The 16,637-nt window shown below is 70.1% G+C and carries 13 protein-coding genes; 11 read left to right on the plus strand and 2 right to left on the minus strand.

The window, feature by feature from the left end; all coding sequences use genetic code 11:
* Window positions 1–41: 41 nt before the first annotated feature.
* The 6 genes from ITJ66_RS19040 to ITJ66_RS19065 all read left to right on the plus strand — a co-directional run bounded on the left by ITJ66_RS19040 (window position 42) and on the right by ITJ66_RS19065 (window position 8,437).
* Window positions 42–266 (plus strand): heavy-metal-associated domain-containing protein, encoded by a 225-nt coding sequence (locus tag ITJ66_RS19040; protein WP_137243265.1) that lies wholly within the window; start codon window positions 42–44, stop codon window positions 264–266.
* On the plus strand, window positions 266–2,560 hold the full coding sequence (locus tag ITJ66_RS19045) for a cation-translocating P-type ATPase (RefSeq protein WP_194645589.1): 2,295 nt from the start codon (window positions 266–268) through the stop codon (window positions 2,558–2,560). The genes ITJ66_RS19040 and ITJ66_RS19045 overlap by 1 nt, the downstream gene beginning before the upstream one ends.
* A 165-nt stretch (window positions 2,561–2,725) precedes the next feature.
* A complete protein-coding gene (locus ITJ66_RS19050; RefSeq protein ID WP_161578599.1) occupies window positions 2,726–3,916 on the plus strand; it encodes a GAF domain-containing protein in 1,191 nt (396 codons plus the stop codon).
* A gap of 114 nt (window positions 3,917–4,030) precedes the next feature.
* Complete coding sequence (locus ITJ66_RS19055) at window positions 4,031–5,554, plus strand: aldehyde dehydrogenase family protein (RefSeq protein WP_194645590.1); 1,524 nt, start codon at window positions 4,031–4,033, stop codon at window positions 5,552–5,554.
* Window positions 5,555–5,695: 141 nt separating this feature from the next.
* The gene (locus ITJ66_RS19060; protein WP_079707135.1) at window positions 5,696–6,088 is read left to right on the plus strand and encodes a DUF779 domain-containing protein; all 393 of its coding nucleotides are present in this window, start codon (window positions 5,696–5,698) and stop codon (window positions 6,086–6,088) included.
* Between the two features lie 165 nt (window positions 6,089–6,253).
* Window positions 6,254–8,437, plus strand: a complete 2,184-nt coding sequence (locus ITJ66_RS19065) for a DEAD/DEAH box helicase (protein WP_159879123.1) — start codon at window positions 6,254–6,256, stop codon at window positions 8,435–8,437.
* Between the two features lie 57 nt (window positions 8,438–8,494).
* On the opposite strand, the gene ITJ66_RS19070 is transcribed toward ITJ66_RS19065, so the two are convergent.
* Window positions 8,495–8,761 (minus strand): mycoredoxin, encoded by a 267-nt coding sequence (locus ITJ66_RS19070; RefSeq protein ID WP_192018576.1) that lies wholly within the window; start codon window positions 8,759–8,761, stop codon window positions 8,495–8,497.
* Window positions 8,762–8,907: 146 nt separating this feature from the next.
* Here ITJ66_RS19070 and ITJ66_RS19075 point away from each other — a divergent pair, with 146 nt between their 5' ends.
* A complete protein-coding gene (locus tag ITJ66_RS19075; RefSeq protein WP_064294489.1) occupies window positions 8,908–9,936 on the plus strand; it encodes a 6-phosphofructokinase in 1,029 nt (342 codons plus the stop codon).
* A 60-nt stretch (window positions 9,937–9,996) separates the two neighbouring features.
* Here ITJ66_RS19075 and ITJ66_RS19080 read toward each other — a convergent pair whose 3' ends face one another.
* Window positions 9,997–12,099 (minus strand): S9 family peptidase, encoded by a 2,103-nt coding sequence (locus ITJ66_RS19080; protein ID WP_194645592.1) that lies wholly within the window; start codon window positions 12,097–12,099, stop codon window positions 9,997–9,999.
* Between the two features lie 76 nt (window positions 12,100–12,175).
* Between ITJ66_RS19080 and ITJ66_RS19085 the strand changes: the two genes are divergently transcribed.
* The 4 genes from ITJ66_RS19085 (at window position 12,176) to ITJ66_RS19100 (ending at window position 16,568) form a co-directional block, all read left to right on the plus strand.
* Window positions 12,176–13,015 (plus strand): aldo/keto reductase, encoded by an 840-nt coding sequence (locus ITJ66_RS19085; protein WP_194645594.1) that lies wholly within the window; start codon window positions 12,176–12,178, stop codon window positions 13,013–13,015.
* Window positions 13,016–13,068: 53 nt separating this feature from the next.
* Window positions 13,069–14,913, plus strand: a complete 1,845-nt coding sequence (locus ITJ66_RS19090; RefSeq protein ID WP_194645596.1) for a DUF2207 domain-containing protein — start codon at window positions 13,069–13,071, stop codon at window positions 14,911–14,913.
* Window positions 14,914–15,057: 144 nt separating this feature from the next.
* Window positions 15,058–16,236, plus strand: a complete 1,179-nt coding sequence (locus ITJ66_RS19095) for an inorganic phosphate transporter (RefSeq protein ID WP_079707130.1) — start codon at window positions 15,058–15,060, stop codon at window positions 16,234–16,236.
* Window positions 16,233–16,568, plus strand: coding sequence for a peptidase (locus ITJ66_RS19100; RefSeq protein ID WP_079707129.1), 336 nt, complete (start codon window positions 16,233–16,235; stop codon window positions 16,566–16,568). The genes ITJ66_RS19095 and ITJ66_RS19100 overlap by 4 nt, the downstream gene beginning before the upstream one ends.
* The last annotated feature ends 69 nt before the right edge of the window (window positions 16,569–16,637 follow it).

The following is a 16,637-nucleotide window of genomic DNA, read 5'->3' on the forward strand; positions in this document are numbered from 1 at the left end:
CTGGGGGTATAGTGAAGGCTCCGATCCACTGAGGAGGACGCATGTCCGAAACCACCGCAACCACCACCTACCGGGTCGACGGCATGACCTGCGCGCACTGCGTGTCCGCCGTTACGACCGAGCTCTCCGCGCTCTCCGGCGTTGACGGGGTCGCCGTGGATCTCGACGCGGGGACGGTCACGGTCTCGGGTGCCTCATCGGCCGACGAGGCGGCCATCGGTGCCGGTGTCCAGGAAGCCGGCTACACCCTCGTGGGTCGTCGCTGATGAGCGCTCCACTCATCCAGCTCGACCTCGACATCGAGGGCATGACCTGCGCGAGTTGCGTGGCACGCGTCGAGAAGCGGCTGACCGCGCTCGACGGTGTCGAGGCGCAGGTCAACCTCGCGACCGAACGGGCGACGGTGACCGCGCCCTCCACCGTCACCGCGGACGAGCTGGTCGCGGCCGTCGCGAAGGCCGGCTACACGGCGACGGTGCGTCCGCCCGCTGACGAACGCGACGCGGCGAACCGGGAGCAGACTCCGACGTCGGGACCGCCGTCGGACCCCTCGGCGACCGTGACGACGCTCCGTACCCGCCTCGTCGTCAGTGCGGTGCTGGCGTTGCCCGTCGTGCTGCTCGCGATGATCCCCGCCTGGCAGTTCGACCACTGGCAGTGGCTCTCGCTGACCCTCGCGACGCCGGTCGTCTTCTGGGGTGGGTACCCGTTCCACCGGGCGACGTTCGTGACGCTGCGGCACGGCTCGGTGACGATGGACACCCTCATCACGCTCGGGACGGGGGCCGCGTACCTGTGGTCCGTCTGGGCGCTCTTCTTCGGCATGGCCGGGATGACGGGCATGCGGCACGAGTTCACCTTCTTCGCACCCGACGCCGACCCGTCGAGCGCGCTGTACCTCGAGGTGGCCGCCGGCGTGACCGTCTTCCTGCTCGCCGGCCGCCTCATCGAGCAGCGGTCGAAGCGTGCCGCCGGCGAGGCACTCCGCGACCTCATGACGCTGGGCGCCTCCGAGGTCTCCGTGCTCCGGCACCGTGCGCCGGACCCCACCGACCTCATGGCGCCCACCCGCACCGAGGAACGGATCCCGATCGAGCAGCTGCTCGTCGGAGACCACTTCCTCGTGCGTCCCGGCGAGTCCGTCGCCACCGACGGAATCGTCGTCGAGGGGGCGGCGAGTGTCGACGAGAGTCTCGTGACGGGGGAGTCCGTCCCGGTCGAGCTCACGGCAGGCTCGCGGGTCATCGGTGGCACGATCGCACGCGGCGGCAGTCTCGTCGTGCGGGCGACGGCCGTCGGCGCCGAGACGCAGCTGGCGCGCATGGCTCAGGCGGTCGAGGCGGCGCAGCTCGGGAAGAGCCGGGTCCAACGGCTCGCCGACCGCGTCTCGAGCGTGTTCGTCCCGGTCGTCCTGGTGATCGCCCTCGGCACCGCCATCGTGTGGGCGTTCACCGGCTCGACCATGGAGGCGGCGTTCACCGCCGCGGTCGCCGTCCTCATCATCGCCTGCCCGTGTGCGCTGGGACTCGCGACCCCGGTGGCCCTCCTCGTCGGGACGGGGCGTGGCGCGCAGCTCGGCATCCTCATCGCCGGACCGGAGGCGCTCGAGCGGGCGAGCGGCATCGACCGCATCCTGCTCGACAAGACGGGGACCGTCACGTCCGGGCGGATGAGCGTCAGGGAGGTCTGGGCGGCCGGTGCGACGGACGAGGTGCTCGCGCTCGGCGCGGCGCTCGAAGCGGCATCCGAGCACCCCATCGCCGAGGCGATCGTCGCGGAAGCGACCCGCCGCGATGCAGCTCGTCCGGTGGTCTCGGACTTCGCGAGCCTCGAGGGTCTCGGCGTCACCGGCACGATCAACGGCGGAAGCGTGCTGGCCGGACGTCCCGCCTTCGCGGAGGACCAGGGCTTCCGCATCGGGCCGGACGCGGCGAGCGCCCTGGCTGCAGCCGCGGAGCGTGCGAGCACCGTGGTGGTCGTCGCCTGGGACGGCGAGGTCCGCGGCGTCGTCGAGGTCGCCGACACCGTGAAGCCGGAGGCCCGCGCCGCCATCGGACGTGCCGTGTCCCTGGGGATGACACCGGTGCTCCTCACCGGCGACAACGCGGCCGTCGCAGCGCGGGTCGCGGCCGAGGTCGGGATCACCGAGGTGATCGCCGACGCGAGCCCCTCCGACAAGGTCGCCGCCGTCGAACGGCTCCAGTCGGCTGGTCACCGCGTCGCGATGATCGGCGACGGGGTGAACGACGCCGCGGCGATCGCCACGGCCGATCTCGGGATCGCCATGGGGACGGGCACGGATGCGGCCAAGGGTGCAGCCGACCTCAGCATCGTCTCCGGTTCCCTCGCCACGGCGATCGACGCCGTGCGGCTCTCCCGACGGACGCTCGGGATCATCCGCGGCAACCTGTTCTGGGCGTTCGCGTACAACGTGGCGGCGATCCCGCTCGCCGCCCTCGGCCTCCTCAACCCGATGATCGCGGGTGCGGCGATGGCGTTCTCCAGCGTGTTCGTCGTGCTCAACAGCCTGCGCCTCCGCCGGTTCCGTCCGGCCGCCTGAGGTTACCCGTCGACCGGCGGGCTGCGGCGGATACACTGTCCGCAGAACCGGTCGACGTGGATGGGTGGTGGTGAGGTGTCCAGTCCGTGGCTGGCGGCCCCGGCGCGTGCCGAAGCGCAGCGCGGACTCGTCCGACGGCTTGTCCGCGAGTCGTGGGAACGGTCGATGGGCCGTCATCTCGACCCGGACAACCTCATGCCGGAGCTCGCCTTCGACGAGGACGAGTTGCGCGACCATCGGCTCGGACACCCGCTCGCCGGCGTCCTCCCGGTGATCACCAAGCTGCTGGTCAACGACGCGGACGACGACTCCGGCATGCTCGTCGCGGTGGGCGACGCCATGGGCAGACTGCTCTGGGTGGACGGCGACCGCCATCTGCGGCGACGGGCGGAGGGCATGCTCTTCGTCGAGGGTGCCGGGTGGTCGGAGCGGGAGGTGGGGACGAGCGCACCGGGCACCGCGCTCGAACTCGACCACGGCATCCAGATCCACGCGGCCGAGCACTTCAACCGCCTCGTGCACCCGTGGAGTTGCACGGCCGTCCCGGTGCACGATCCCGAGACCCGGCAGATCATCGGCGTGATCGACATCACCGGTGGCCCGCAGGCGGTCGCCTCGCATGCACTGCCGCTCATGGAGGCGACCGCGGCCGCCGTCGAGTCCGAGATCATGGTGCAGCGGCTGCGCGCGGTCGCCGACCGTCGGTTCGCCGGTCGCCCACGCACGGACACACCCCGCCGGACGACCACGGTGCGGCCCGGCCTGCAGGTGCTCGGCCGTGACACCGGCCTGCTGGTCGGACACGGGGCGAGCCGCCCGACCGAACTCAGCCGACGGCACGCCGAGATCCTGACCCTCCTGGCCTGGCACCACCAGGGCCTCAGCGCCGACGCGCTCGCCGGGCTGCTCTACGACGCGGACGAGGCGTCGGTCACCCTCCGGGCGGAGCTCGTCCGGCTGCGGAAGGTGCTCGGCGGGACCGCGCCGACACTCGTGCCGGCCTCGCGGCCGTACCGGCTCACCACCCCGCTCCAGCTCGACGCCCACCAGGTGCTGTCCCTCCTCGACCGCGGCGCCCACCGCGCAGCGCTCGCCGCGTACCCGGGTCCGCTCCTGCCGGACTCCACCGCCCCCGGTGTCATCGACCTCCGCGACCGGGTCGCGACGCGCCTCCGCGAGGCGATGCTGACCGACGCCTCGGCGGACCTGCTGCACGACTACATCCGGACCGCGGCCGCGCCCGACGACGTCGAGGTCCTGCACGCCTGCCTCCGACTGCTGCCGCCGCGGTCACCGAAGCGTGCTGGCCTCGTCGCTCGCATCGAGGCGATCGACGCCGACCTCTCGGCGTCCTGACGGCCGATCCGGTCCGCGGTCCTCGACGCAACCTCCTGCAACCTCCGGCCGACTAGCGTCGACGGCACGCACCTGAGCGGTGCGACACCGACAACGTCGTCGACAAGGAGTGACATGACCGTCTACGCCAACCCGGGTACCGAAGGTGCCGTGTTCAGCTACGCCCCCCGCTACGACCACTTCATCGGGGGCGAGTACGTCCCGCCCGCGAACGGTCAGTACTTCGAGAACCAGACCCCGGTCACCGGAGCCGTGTTCACCGAGATCGCCCGAGGCACCGCGGCCGACGTGGACCGAGCGGTCGAGGCGGGATGGAAAGCGTTCCCCGCCTGGTCGAAGACGAGCGTCGCCGAGCGCGCGGTGATCCTCAATCGCATCGCCGACCGCATGGAGGAGCACCTCGAGGAGATCGCCGTCGCCGAGAGTTGGGAGAACGGCAAGCCGGTCCGCGAGACCCTGGCCGCCGACATCCCCTTGGCGATCGACCACTTCCGGTACTTCGCCGGGGCGATCCGTGCGCAGGAGGGCGGCATCTCGGAACTCGACCATGACACGGTCGCCTACCACTTCCACGAACCGCTCGGCGTCGTCGGACAGATCATCCCCTGGAACTTCCCGATCCTCATGGCCGTGTGGAAGCTCGCACCGGCGCTCGCAGCAGGCAACTGCGTCGTGCTGAAGCCGGCCGAGCAGACCCCGGCGTCGATCCACCTCATCGTCGACCTCGTGAAGGACCTGCTGCCGGCCGGGGTGCTCAACGTCGTCAACGGCTTCGGCATCGAGGCCGGCGCCCCGCTGGCCTCCCACCCGCGGATCCGGAAGATCGCGTTCACCGGTGAGACCACGACCGGTCGCCTGATCATGCAATACGCGAGCGAGAACCTCATCCCGGTGACGCTGGAGCTCGGCGGCAAGAGCCCGAACGTGTTCTTCGAGGACGTGGCGCGCGAGCACGACCAGTACTACGAGAAGGCGCAGGAGGGCTTCACGATGTTCGCCCTGAACCAGGGCGAGGTCTGCACCTGCCCGAGTCGGGCGCTCGTCCAGCGTTCCATCTACGACGGCTTCGTGGGCGACGCGCTGGCCCGCATCGGCAAGATCAAGCAGGGTAATCCGCTCGACACGGACACGATGATCGGTGCCCAGGCGTCGAACGACCAGCTCGAGAAGATCCTCTCCTACATGGACATCGGCAAGCAGGGCGGCGCGAAGCTGCTCATCGGCGGCGAGCGCGCCGACCTCGGCGGTGAGTTGAGCGGCGGGTTCTACGTCCAGCCGACCGTCTTCGAGGGGGCGAACGACATGCGGATCTTCCAGGAGGAGATCTTCGGGCCCGTGCTCGCGCTCACGAGCTTCGCCGACTACGACGAGGCGATCTCCATCGCGAACGACACCCTCTACGGCCTCGGCGCCGGTGTGTGGAGCCGTGAGGCGACGACGCTGTACCGGGCCGGGCGGGCCATCGAGGCGGGACGCGTCTGGTCGAACACCTACCACCAGTACCCGGCGCACGCGGCGTTCGGCGGGTACAAGCAGTCGGGCATCGGCCGGGAGAACCACAAAATGATGCTCGACCACTACCAGCAGACGAAGAACCTGCTCGTGAGCTACGCGGAGGGGCCGATGGGCTTCTTCTGATCGACATCCCCGGTCCCTGAGCCCCCATCCGGTCCCTGAGTCCCCATCCGGTCCCTGAGCCTGTCGAAGGGCGCCCTTCGACAGGCTCAGGGACCGGCGGAGGGGCAGGGCCGGATCCACGACACGACGAAGGAGGACACCATGACCGGACGGGTCGACGTCACCGACGCTGCGGCCGCACTGGTGCGGGAGATGACCGCGCTGCACGGACCGCTCATGTTCCATCAGTCCGGCGGCTGCTGCGACGGGAGTTCGCCCATGTGCTACCCCGTCGGGATGTTCCGCACGGGCGCGGTCGACGTCCTGCTCGACACGCTCGACGTGCCCGGGCTCGACGCGCCCGTCGAGGTCTACATGTCGCGTTCCCAGTTCGAGTACTGGAAGTACACGCACCTGACGATCGACGTGGTGCAAGGGCGCGGCAGCGGGTTCAGTGTCGAGGCCCCGACGGGGCAGCGCTTCCTCATCCGCTCGCGCATGCTCGACGACGCCGAACTCGAGCGGTTCGGACTCGTCGACAGCGCGCCGGACTGAGCGCTCGCGACCGATGCGGCCGATGGCGTAGACTGGGCACACGCCCGTCGGGCGCCCGTGTCGGTCTCGTGCAACGCTCTGTTGCTCCACGACGACCAGTCGGGCCCGGCGCCCGTCTCTTCCGGCCCCTCGGCCGATGAGGCTCTTCGACTGCTCAGGAGGAGCATGCCGCACACCGGCCAGCAACGCCGTTCCCAGGGGCGTTCCAGCACCCGTTCATCTGGCCGCTCGAACCCCAGAGGGTCCTCGTCGCGTCACGACGACGACGCGCCGATCATCCCCATCCTCGCCCGCAAGGTGCGCGAGGTCGAGGCGAAGGCGCAGAAGGGCAAGGTCGGGCCAACCAACCGGACCAAGTACCAGGTCATCGCCTTCCTCGTCCGCGAGGAACGTGCCAGGGTCAAGGCCGACACGAGCTACAGCGACGCCACGCGGGCCGAGCTCCTGAAGCGTCTCGACGGTGTGGCGACCATCCTCGCCAAGACGGCGGCGCGCGACACCTCGCTCATCCAGCTCCTCGAGGCCGACGCCGCGACGAGCCCCGTCGCGCAGCGGCTCCGGCGCGACTGGCTCCTCGAGTCGGGCGCCGAACTCAGCGCCGACGAACTCATCATCACCGTCGAGAAGCCCGTCGTGGAATCAGTCGTCCCGGCCGAGCTCGCCGAGAAGCAAGTCATCCCGCAGTCGGTCAAGGCACGTCAGTTGGCCAATCCGTTCCTCGCCCCGGACTTCAGCCAGGCGGCACCGCAGCCGACCGTGCGTCGACGACTCGACAGCTGGGAGCTCATGGGCCCCCTGTACAAGGCGTTCGAGCTCGGTTCCGGCGGGGGAGCGGCCTCGATGGACCTGCCCGAGGCCCCGAAGCTCGACCGGCTCTCGCCGCGCGGGCTCGAGGTCATGAAGCACCAGGCGCGCTTCGTCGAGAGCGTCCGTGAAGGACACCGTTCCTTCCTGCTCGCCGACGAGCCGGGCCTCGGCAAGACCGCGCAGTCGGTCCTCGCCGCCTCGGTCGCCGAGGCGTACCCGCTCCTCGTCATCGTCCCGAACGTCGTCAAGATGAACTGGGCGCGCGAGGTCGAGCGCTGGACGCCACACCGACGCGCCACGGTCATCCACGGCGACGGCCAGGCGCTCGACGCCTTCGCCGACGTCATCATCGTGAACTACGAGGTCCTCGACCGCCACCTCGCCTGGCTCGGGACGCTCGGCTTCCGCGGCATGGTGGTCGACGAGGCGCACTTCATCAAGAACCTCCACTCCCAGCGCTCGCAGCACGTGCTGTCACTCGCGAACCGGATCCGGAAAGCGACGCCCGGCCAGGACCCGCTGCTGCTCGCGCTGACGGGTACGCCGCTGATCAACGACGTCGAGGACTTCAACGCCATCTGGCAGTTCCTCGGCTGGATCAAGGACGGCAAGCCGACCGCCGAACTCATGGAGCGGCTCGAGGACACCGGCCTGACCCCGGCCGAGCACGCCTTCTACGCCGCCGCGCGGTCCGCCGTCATCGACATGGGCATCGTGCGCCGCAAGAAGCTCGACGTCGCCAAGGACCTGCCCGCCAAGCGCGTCGCCGACCTCCCGGTCGAGCTCGACGACGAGGCGATCCGGTCCATCCGCGACGCGGAGGCCGAGCTCGGGCAACGGCTCAAGTCCCGCTACGTGCGGGTCCTGGAGTCGCGTGGTGAGCGCGTCGACGCGCTGCACGAGCCGAACACCGACCTCATGCGCATGGTCGCCCAGGCCGAGCTCGACGAGTCCAAGGCCGCCGGTGGCACGGAGAACGTGTTCACCATGATCCGCAAGATCGGTCAGGCGAAGGCCGTCCTCGCCGCCGACTACACGGCGCAGCTCGCGAGGTCCGTGGGCAAGGTCGTGTTCTTCGCGAAGCACATCGACGTGATGAACGCGGCCGAGCAGTTGTTCGCGGGTCGCGGCTTGAAGACGGTGTCGCTCCGCGGCGACCAGACCGCGCAGGCGCGTCAGGCCGCGATCGACGCGTTCAACACCGATCCGGAGGTCGCGGTCGCCGTCTGTTCGCTCACCGCCGCCGGCGTCGGCGTCAACCTGCAGGCCGCGTCCAACGTCGTGCTCGCCGAGTTGTCCTGGACGGCCGCCGAGCAGACCCAGGCGATCGACCGCGTGCACCGCATCGGTCAGGAGGAGCCGGTCACCGCCTGGCGGATCATCGCCGCGCACACGATCGACGCGAAGGTCGCGGAACTCATCGACAGCAAGCAGGGCCTGGCCGCTCGCGCGCTCGACGGCAGCGACCAGGACGTCGCGTCGGTCGACTCGGTGCAGCTGAACGCCCTCGTCCACCTGCTCCGCGAGGCGCTGGGCGCCTGACGTCCGGTTCGTCCGGCCGGGTGACCACGGGTCGCCCGGCCGGACGTCGTCGGCTGGTCAGACGCCGAGTGCCGCCTTCACCTGAGCGAGCGACGGGTTCGTCGCGGTCGAGCTGTCGGGGAAGATCACCGTCGGGACCGTCTGGTTGCCGCCGTTCAGCGAGGCGACGAGGTCGGCGGTCCCCGGGACCTGCTCGATGTCGACCTCGGTGAACGGGATGCCGGCTGCGGACAGCTGGTGCTTCAGTCGGGCGCAGTACCCGCACCAGGTCGTGGAGAACATCGTGATGCCGCCATCGGCGGGCAGGTAGTCGTCGGCACTCATCCCAGCAGCCTAACCCCGGTGGACGAGGCACCGACCCTCTGGGCCGGAGGACCGTCCGCGCCGGATGAAGCACCGTCGGCGAGACGGTATTGTCGGGGATGACTCCCGGCACCTGAGGTGCCCCGATCCCCATGAGGACTGTTGATATGAGAATTGGTGTGCTCACGAGCGGCGGCGACTGCCCCGGCCTGAACGCGGTCATCCGAGGAGCGGTCCTCAAGGGGACGAAGATCCACAACCAGGAGTTCATCGGCATCCGCGACGGCTGGCGAGGAGTCGTCGAGGGCCTGACGATGCCGCTCGACCGCCACAGCGTGCGTGGTCTCGCCAAGCAGGGTGGCACCATCCTCGGCACGAGCCGCACCAACCCGTTCGAAGGACCGCACGGCGGCCCGGAGAACGTCCAGCACACCATGGACCGGCTCGGCATCGACGCGCTCATCGCCATCGGCGGAGAGGGCACGCTCGCCGCTGCGAAGCGGCTCACCGACGCCGGCCTCAAGATCGTCGGCGTCCCGAAGACGATCGACAACGACCTCGACGCCACCGACTACTCCTTCGGCTTCGACACCGCCGTCGAGATCGCGACCGAGGCCATCGACCGCCTCCGGACGACTGGCGAGTCCCACAAGCGGTGCATGGTCATCGAGGTCATGGGCCGGCACGTCGGCTGGATCGCCCTGCACGCCGGCATGGCGGCGGGTGCCCACGCCATCCTCATCCCGGAACAGCCGCAGTCGATCGAGCAGATCTGCGAGTGGGCGGACAGCGTCTACCAGCGCGGTCGCGCCCCGATCATCGTCGTGTCCGAGGGCTTCACGCTCGACACCATGGAGACCGCGCACTCCGAGAAGGGACTCGACGCGTTCAACCGTCCCCGTCTCGGCGGCATCGCCGACGTGCTCGCACCCGAGATCGAGCGCCGCACGGGCATCGAGTCCCGCGCGACCGTGCTCGGCCACCTGCAGCGCGGTGGCGTCCCGAGCGCCTACGACCGCGTGCTCGCCACCCGCCTCGGTATGGCCGCCATCGACTCCGTCATGGCCGGCGACTGGGGCACGATGATCGCACTCCGCGGCACCGAACTCGTCAACTGCCGCTTCGAAGAGGCGCTCGGCAAGCTGAAGACCGTGCCGCAGGAGCGCTACGACGAAGCGGCGATCCTCTTCGGCTAGACACCCGCCGCACCGACGACGCCCCTGCTCCGGACGGAGCAGGGGCGTCGTCGCTTCCGATCAGGCCGGATCGGTGTCCGTGAGTTCGAGCACATCGAGCAGCCAGGCGAGCTCCTCGGCGCGCTCACGCCACGCGTTGTAGCGGCCGCTCACCCCGCCGTGCCCGGCGCTCATCTCGATCTTCATCAGTGCCGGTGCTCCGGCGTCCCGCAGACGGGCCACCCACTTCGCGGGTTCCACGTACAGGACGCGGGTGTCGTTGAGGCTCGTCGTCGCGAGGATGCGCGGGTAGCGCTTCGCCGGGTCGACGTTCTCGTAGGGGCTGTACGCCTTCATGTACGCGTAGACCTCGGGGTCGTGGAGCGGATCGCCCCACTCGTCCCATTCGATGACCGTCAGGGGGAGCGACGGGTCGAGGATGCTCGTCAGCGCGTCGACGAACGGGACGCCGGCGAGGATGCCGGCGAAGCGGTCGGGAGCACGGTTCGCCACGGCGCCCATGAGGAGGCCACCGGCGCTGCCGCCCTCGGCGACGAGCCGGGCAGGCGTCGTCCAGCCCTCGCGGATGAGGTGGTCGGCCACGTCGACGAAGTCGCTGAAGCTGTTCTGCTTGTGGAGCTTCTTGCCGTCCTCGTACCAGTGACGCCCGAGTTCGCCGCCGCCGCGCACATGGGCGATCGCGAAGGTCACGCCGCGGTCGAGCATCGACAGCCTCGCGATCGAGAAGGACGGGTCCATGCTCGCCTCGTACGAGCCGTACCCGTAGAGGTGGAGCGGCCCTGGCCCCTGGACACCGACCCGGCGCACGATGGAGATCGGCACGCGGGTCCCGTCCACGGCCGTCGCCCACTCCCGGAACTGCTCGTAGTCCGCCGGGTCGTAGTCGCCGAGGACCGGCTGCTGCTTGCGCACGAAGCGTTCGCCGGACCGGACGTCGAGTTCGAGCACCGTGGACGGCGTCACGAGCGACCCGTATCCGAACCGGAGCATCGGTTGGGCCCATTGACCGTTGCCGTGCCAGCCGACGGTGGACAGCGGTTCGTCGAAGGCGATCTCGTCGATGTCGCCACTCGTCGGGTCGAGCAGGCCGATGCGGGTCAGGCCGTCGCGCCGGTAGGAGACGGTGGTCACGGCCTCGAACGCCTCGACGTCCTCGAGCCGGCGCTCGCTGCTGTGCGCGACGACGACCCGCGCCGTGCCGAGCGGATCCGACAGCGGCACGTCGACGAGCTCGAAGTCCGGCGCGTCCCGGTTGTGCAGGATGAGCAACCGGTCTGCGCCGTCGGCCACCCGGTGTTCGACGCTGTACTCGACGCCGTCGGTCCGCGGCCAGACGACCCGCGCCTCCTCGGACAGTGCGTCGGCGGGGACGAGCCGGGTCTCGCTCGTGACCGAGGAGCCGGCCTCGATCAGGAGCAGCGCGCGGCTACGGGTGAATCCGGCGCCGACCCAGAACCGCTCGTCGGGCTCGTGGAAGAGGACCGTGTCGTCGTCCTGGGACGTCCCCACCCGGTGCAGGTGCACGGTGTCGGGGCGCCAGCTCTCGTCGACCGTCGTGTAGACGATGGCGGTGCCGTCGGGGGAGAACTCCGCCCCGCCCGCGGTCCCGAGGAGCTCGTCGTCGAGGTCGACGCCACTCGCGAGGTCCCGGACACGGACGGTGTACCGCTCGTCGCCTTCAACGTCGACGCCGTAGAGCAGTCGCGTGCCGTCGTCCGACACGTCGAAGCTGCCGAGGGAGAAGAACTCGTGGCCCTCCGCCTCGACGTTGGCGTCGAGGATGATCTGCTCGCCGGGGGCCGCGCCGCCCTCGGGCAGGGTCGGCGGCGTCCAGTCCTCCGGGTCGGTGACCGGGATGCGGCACTGGATGCCGTACTGGCGGCCTTCGACACTGCGGCCGTAGTACCACCACGCACCGGAACGGGTCGGGACCGAGAGGTCGGTCTCGAGCGTGCGACTCTTGATCTCCTGGAAGATGCGCTCGCGCAGTCCTGCCAGATGGGCCGTCTCCTGCTCGGTGTAGGCGTTCTCCGCCTCCAGGTGCGCGATCACCTCCGGTGACTCCTTCTCGCGGAGCCACTCGTACGGGTCCACCACGGTGTCGCCGTGGTGGGTGCGTTCGGTCGGTCGGGTCTGGGCACGGGGGGCAGAGAGCTTCGCCATGGTCCAACGCTAGTCGAGAGGCGCCCTCCCAGCCCGCTCGGAGCCATCCGAGGGCCGCCGGGTCTAGCGTGGGGTGATGACGACCATCCCAACATTCGCGCTCAACGACGGTTCGAGCGTCCCCGCGATCGGTTTCGGCACGTACCCCCTGCGAGGCCGCGAGGGCACCGACGCCACGCTGTCCGCCATCGACGCGGGCTACCGACTGATCGACACCGCCGTGAACTACCGCAACGAGGACGCCGTCGGCGCCGCGGTCCGCGAGACCGACGTCCCCCGCGACGAACTCGTCGTCGCGACGAAGCTGCCCGGCCGCGACCACGGCTTCGAGGAGACCATCACCTCGTGCCGCGGATCCCTGGCCTCGCTCGGCCTCGACCACATCGACCTGTACCTCATCCACTGGCCGAACCCCTCCGTCGGCCGCTTCGTCGAGTCGTGGAAGGCCATGATCCAGCTGCAGCGCGAGGGCCTCGTCCGCAGCATCGGCGTCTCGAACTTCACCGAGGAGTTCCTGACCCGCCTCGCCGACGACACGGGTGTGCTGCCGGCCGTCAACCAGGTCGAGCTGCACCCGTACTTCCCGCAGGAGGAACTCCTCGCCTTCCACCGCGAGCACGGTGTCGTCACCGAGGCGTGGAGCCCGCTCGGCAAGGCACAGGCGCCGTTCGCCGAGGAACCCGTCGCAGCGGCCGCCGCGGCGCACGACGTCTCACCGGCGCAGGTCGTCCTGCGCTGGCACCACCAGCGCGGCGTGCTCCCGATCCCGAAGTCCGCCTCCCCGGAACGCCAGCGCACGAACATCGACGTCTTCGGCTTCGAGCTCAGCGACACCGAGGTGCAGGCGATCACCGCACTCGGGCGAACCGACGGCAGGCTCTTCGACGGAGACCCCAACACCCACGAGGAGATGTGAGTCCCGGCGGGCGCGTCCGCGCGCCCGCCGGCACCCCTCCTAGACTTGGCCGGGTGAAGCCCAGACGTCGTCGCCTGTCCCCGGTCCGTGCCCGCTCCTCGCGGGTGCTTCTCGTCGCCCTGGCCCTGGGGGTGGGTGCACCGCTCGTCGCGACCCTGGCGAGCACGCAGCCCGCCGCGGCCGACGCTCGGACCGACGTGTCCGACTTCACCTTCGCGTCCTTCGACGGCGACTACACCCTGAGTCGTGGCGGCGACGGTCAAGCCGAGCTGCGCGCGGTCGAGACCTTCGTCGCGGAGTTCCCCGACTCCGACCAGAACAAGGGCATCATCCGAGCGATCCCCGACGAGTTCGACCGGGCACCACTGCACACCGAGATCGTCTCGGTGACCGACGCCGACGGTGCGCCATTGGAGTGGGAGACCGACCGCGACGGTGACTTCCTCGAGCTGTCGCTCGGGACGGACGACTACGTGCGCGGCACGCAGAGCTACATCATCACCTACACGCAGCGCGGCGTCGTCGGCGCCTATCGCGACACACGCTCCGACGAGTTCTACTGGGACGCGCCCGGGACCGGCTGGGACCAGCCGTTCGCCGACGCCAGCATGACGGTGCGGGTCGCGCCCGACATCGCCGACACGCTAACCGGTGACGGCGCCTGCTACCGCGGGGATCCGGACGACAGCTCGCCGTGCGACCTCTCCCAAGCGGAGGACGCCGACGGAGACGTCTTCACGACCTCCTCCGTCCCGTTGCAGGCCCGCCAGACGCTGACGGTCGCGATCGGGTTCGAACCGGGCACGTTCGTCCAACCGGCCCGCCCCGGCGAGGCACCGGTCTTCTCCATCGTCCCGATCGTCCTCGGCGCGCTGTCGGCCGCGGGGCTCGGAGCACTCCTGTGGATCCGACTGCGCTTCTGGCGGGACCACCCTGGTCGTGGCGTCATCGTGCCGCAGTACTCCGCCCCGAAGCAGATGAACCTCCTGCTGGCGGGCGACCTCGCCGGTCGCGCCGCCTCGTCGATGGCCGCCGAGATCGTCAGCCTCGCCGTCCGCGGCAAGCTCCGGATCGTGGACGGACCGGGCGAGAAGGACTATTCCCTGCAGTACCTCGACGACAGCGCGACGGATGAGCAGGAACGGCGCGTGCTCGCCGCGCTCTTCCCCGACCGGAACCGACCGCGGGAGATGAAGGAGGTCGACCCGGCGCTCGGCAAGGCGGTCACCGCGGAACTCGCGGCCGCCAAGCGGAACGCCCTCGACCTCGGCCTCCGACGCTCGGTCTCCTCCGGGCGGGCGTGGATCATCGTGGGGGCGCTCGCCGTCCTGGGCGTCGCCGGGATCGTCTTCTTCGGGGTCGCCTACTCCCAGCGAGCGGACAACGGCTGGTCGGTCGCCGCGCTCTTCGTGACCGGGATCGCGCTGCTCGCCGGGATCGTGTTGGCCATCGCACCGAAACCGCTCACCGCCACCGGTGCCGATGCGCGGGACGAGTTGCTCGGCCTCCGCGACTACCTCGCGCTGGCGGAGCAGGACCGCTTCCGCATGTTGCAGAGCCCCGACGGTGCCGAACGGGTGGACCTCGGCGACCCCGGCCAGCTCGTCCGGGTCACCGAACGGCTCCTGCCCTTCGCCGTGCTCTGGGGCGTGGAGCGCGAGTGGGCGAAGGAACTCGGCATCCGCTACGAGCAGGCCGGGAGTGCGCCGTCGTGGTACGCCTCGAACACCCCGTTCCAGGCGGCGATGTTCGCGAACGCGTTCTCCGGCTTCTCCGGATCGGCGTCGAGTACGTCGGCGTCCTGGTCGACCAGTGGGGGAGCGAGCTCGTCCGGCGGCTCGACCGGCGGCGGCTTCGCGGGCGGCGGCGGAGGCGGCGGAGGCGGCGGCGGGCGCTGATCGGCGTCGAGTTGACCTCGACCGGGCAGGGTGTAAGGATCATGTACGGCGGGTGAACCGCCCGTATCCAGCACGTGAATTCCCCCCAAACATCTCGTCGGGGAGCACTGTGTCCGTATTCGCTCCGCCTCGAGAAAGACACCAGTGGAACTCGTTACCCTGACTGTCGTGCTGGTCATCGCACTGGCACTGTTCTTCGACTTCACGAACGGGTTCCACGACACGGCGAACGCCATGGCGACCCCGATCGCCACGGGCGCCCTCAAGCCGAAGACCGCCGTCCTGCTCGCCGCGATCCTCAACCTCGTCGGTGCGTTCCTGTCCACGGAGGTCGCGAAGACCATCTCGGGCGGGCTCATCCGAGAGGGCGAGGGCGGCATCCGGATCGGACCGGAGCTGATCTTCGCCGGGCTCATCGGCGCGATCGTCTGGAACATGCTGACCTGGCTCCTCGGTCTGCCGTCGTCGTCCAGCCACGCACTGTTCGGCGGGCTCATCGGCGCGGCGATCGTCGGCGCCGGCTTCGGCTCGATCGACTTCGGTGTCGTCCTCTCCAAGGTCATCCTCCCGGCGTTGATCGCCCCCGTCACGGCGGGGCTGGTCGCCTACTCGGCGACGAAGCTCGCCTATCGGATCACGCGCCGCTACGACGGCAAGCCCGACGGTCGCGACGGGTTCCGGTACGCGCAGATCTTCTCCTCGTCCCTCGTCGCCCTCGCGCACGGTACGAACGACGCACAGAAGACCATGGGTGTCATCACGCTCACCTTCATCGCGGTCGGCGTGCAGGCGGTCGGGACCGGCCCCGAGCTCTGGGTCATCGTCGTCTGTGCCCTCGCCATCGCGCTCGGCACCTACATGGGCGGCTGGCGGATCATCAAGACCATCGGCACGGGACTCACCGACGTCAAGCCGGCGCAGGGCTTCGCGGCCGAGACGAGCACCGCCGCGACGATCCTCGCGTCGAGCCACCTCGGCTTCGCCCTCTCCACCACGCAGGTCGCCTCCGGATCCGTCATCGGCTCCGGTCTCGGGCGGCGCGGATCGAAGGTCCGCTGGGGGACCGCCGGGCGCATCGCCCTCGGCTGGTTGATGACCCTGCCCGCGGCCGGCATCGTCGGGGCACTCGCCGCCGCCGTCGCCCACCTCGGTCTTGTCGGCATCATCATCGACGCCGTGGTGGGGGTCGGTGTCATCCTCACCATCTTCCTGATCTCGCGCCGGAACCAGGTCGACCACAGCAACGTCGTCAGCGAGGTCGCCGACTCCGGTCGTGCGGTCAAGATCAAGCGCAACCCCAAGCCCAAGAAGGTGAAGAAGTGATCGACTGGGCAGCATTCCTGATCGTCTTCGCGACGTCGCTCATCGGTGCGACCGCGATCGTCAGTCTGTACTCCCTCGGGCTCCGGCTCCTGACCACCGCCGGACGCGTGCCCGTGGTGGCGCCGGCCGAGTTCACCGACGCGATCACGGTCATCACGCCGGAGGAGGCCGCGAAGGCGGCGAAGCGGGCCGCGAAGGCCGCTCGGAAGAACCCGTTGACTCCGGCGCAGCAGAACCTGGCCCGCGCCGGCGCCTACGCCTGCTTCGCCCTGTGTGCGGCGGCGGTCCTCTTCGGCATCTACCTGATCGTGCCGTTCTTCCACCAGGGCTGACCCCTCGGATCCGCCGGCGCACCGCGCTGACGCGAGCGCGGGCCACAGGTCCGGGACCGATCCGTGTGG

It is taken from the genome of Plantibacter sp. VKM Ac-2885 (assembly GCF_015351205.1).
GTDB lineage: Bacteria > Actinomycetota > Actinomycetes > Actinomycetales > Microbacteriaceae > Plantibacter > Plantibacter auratus.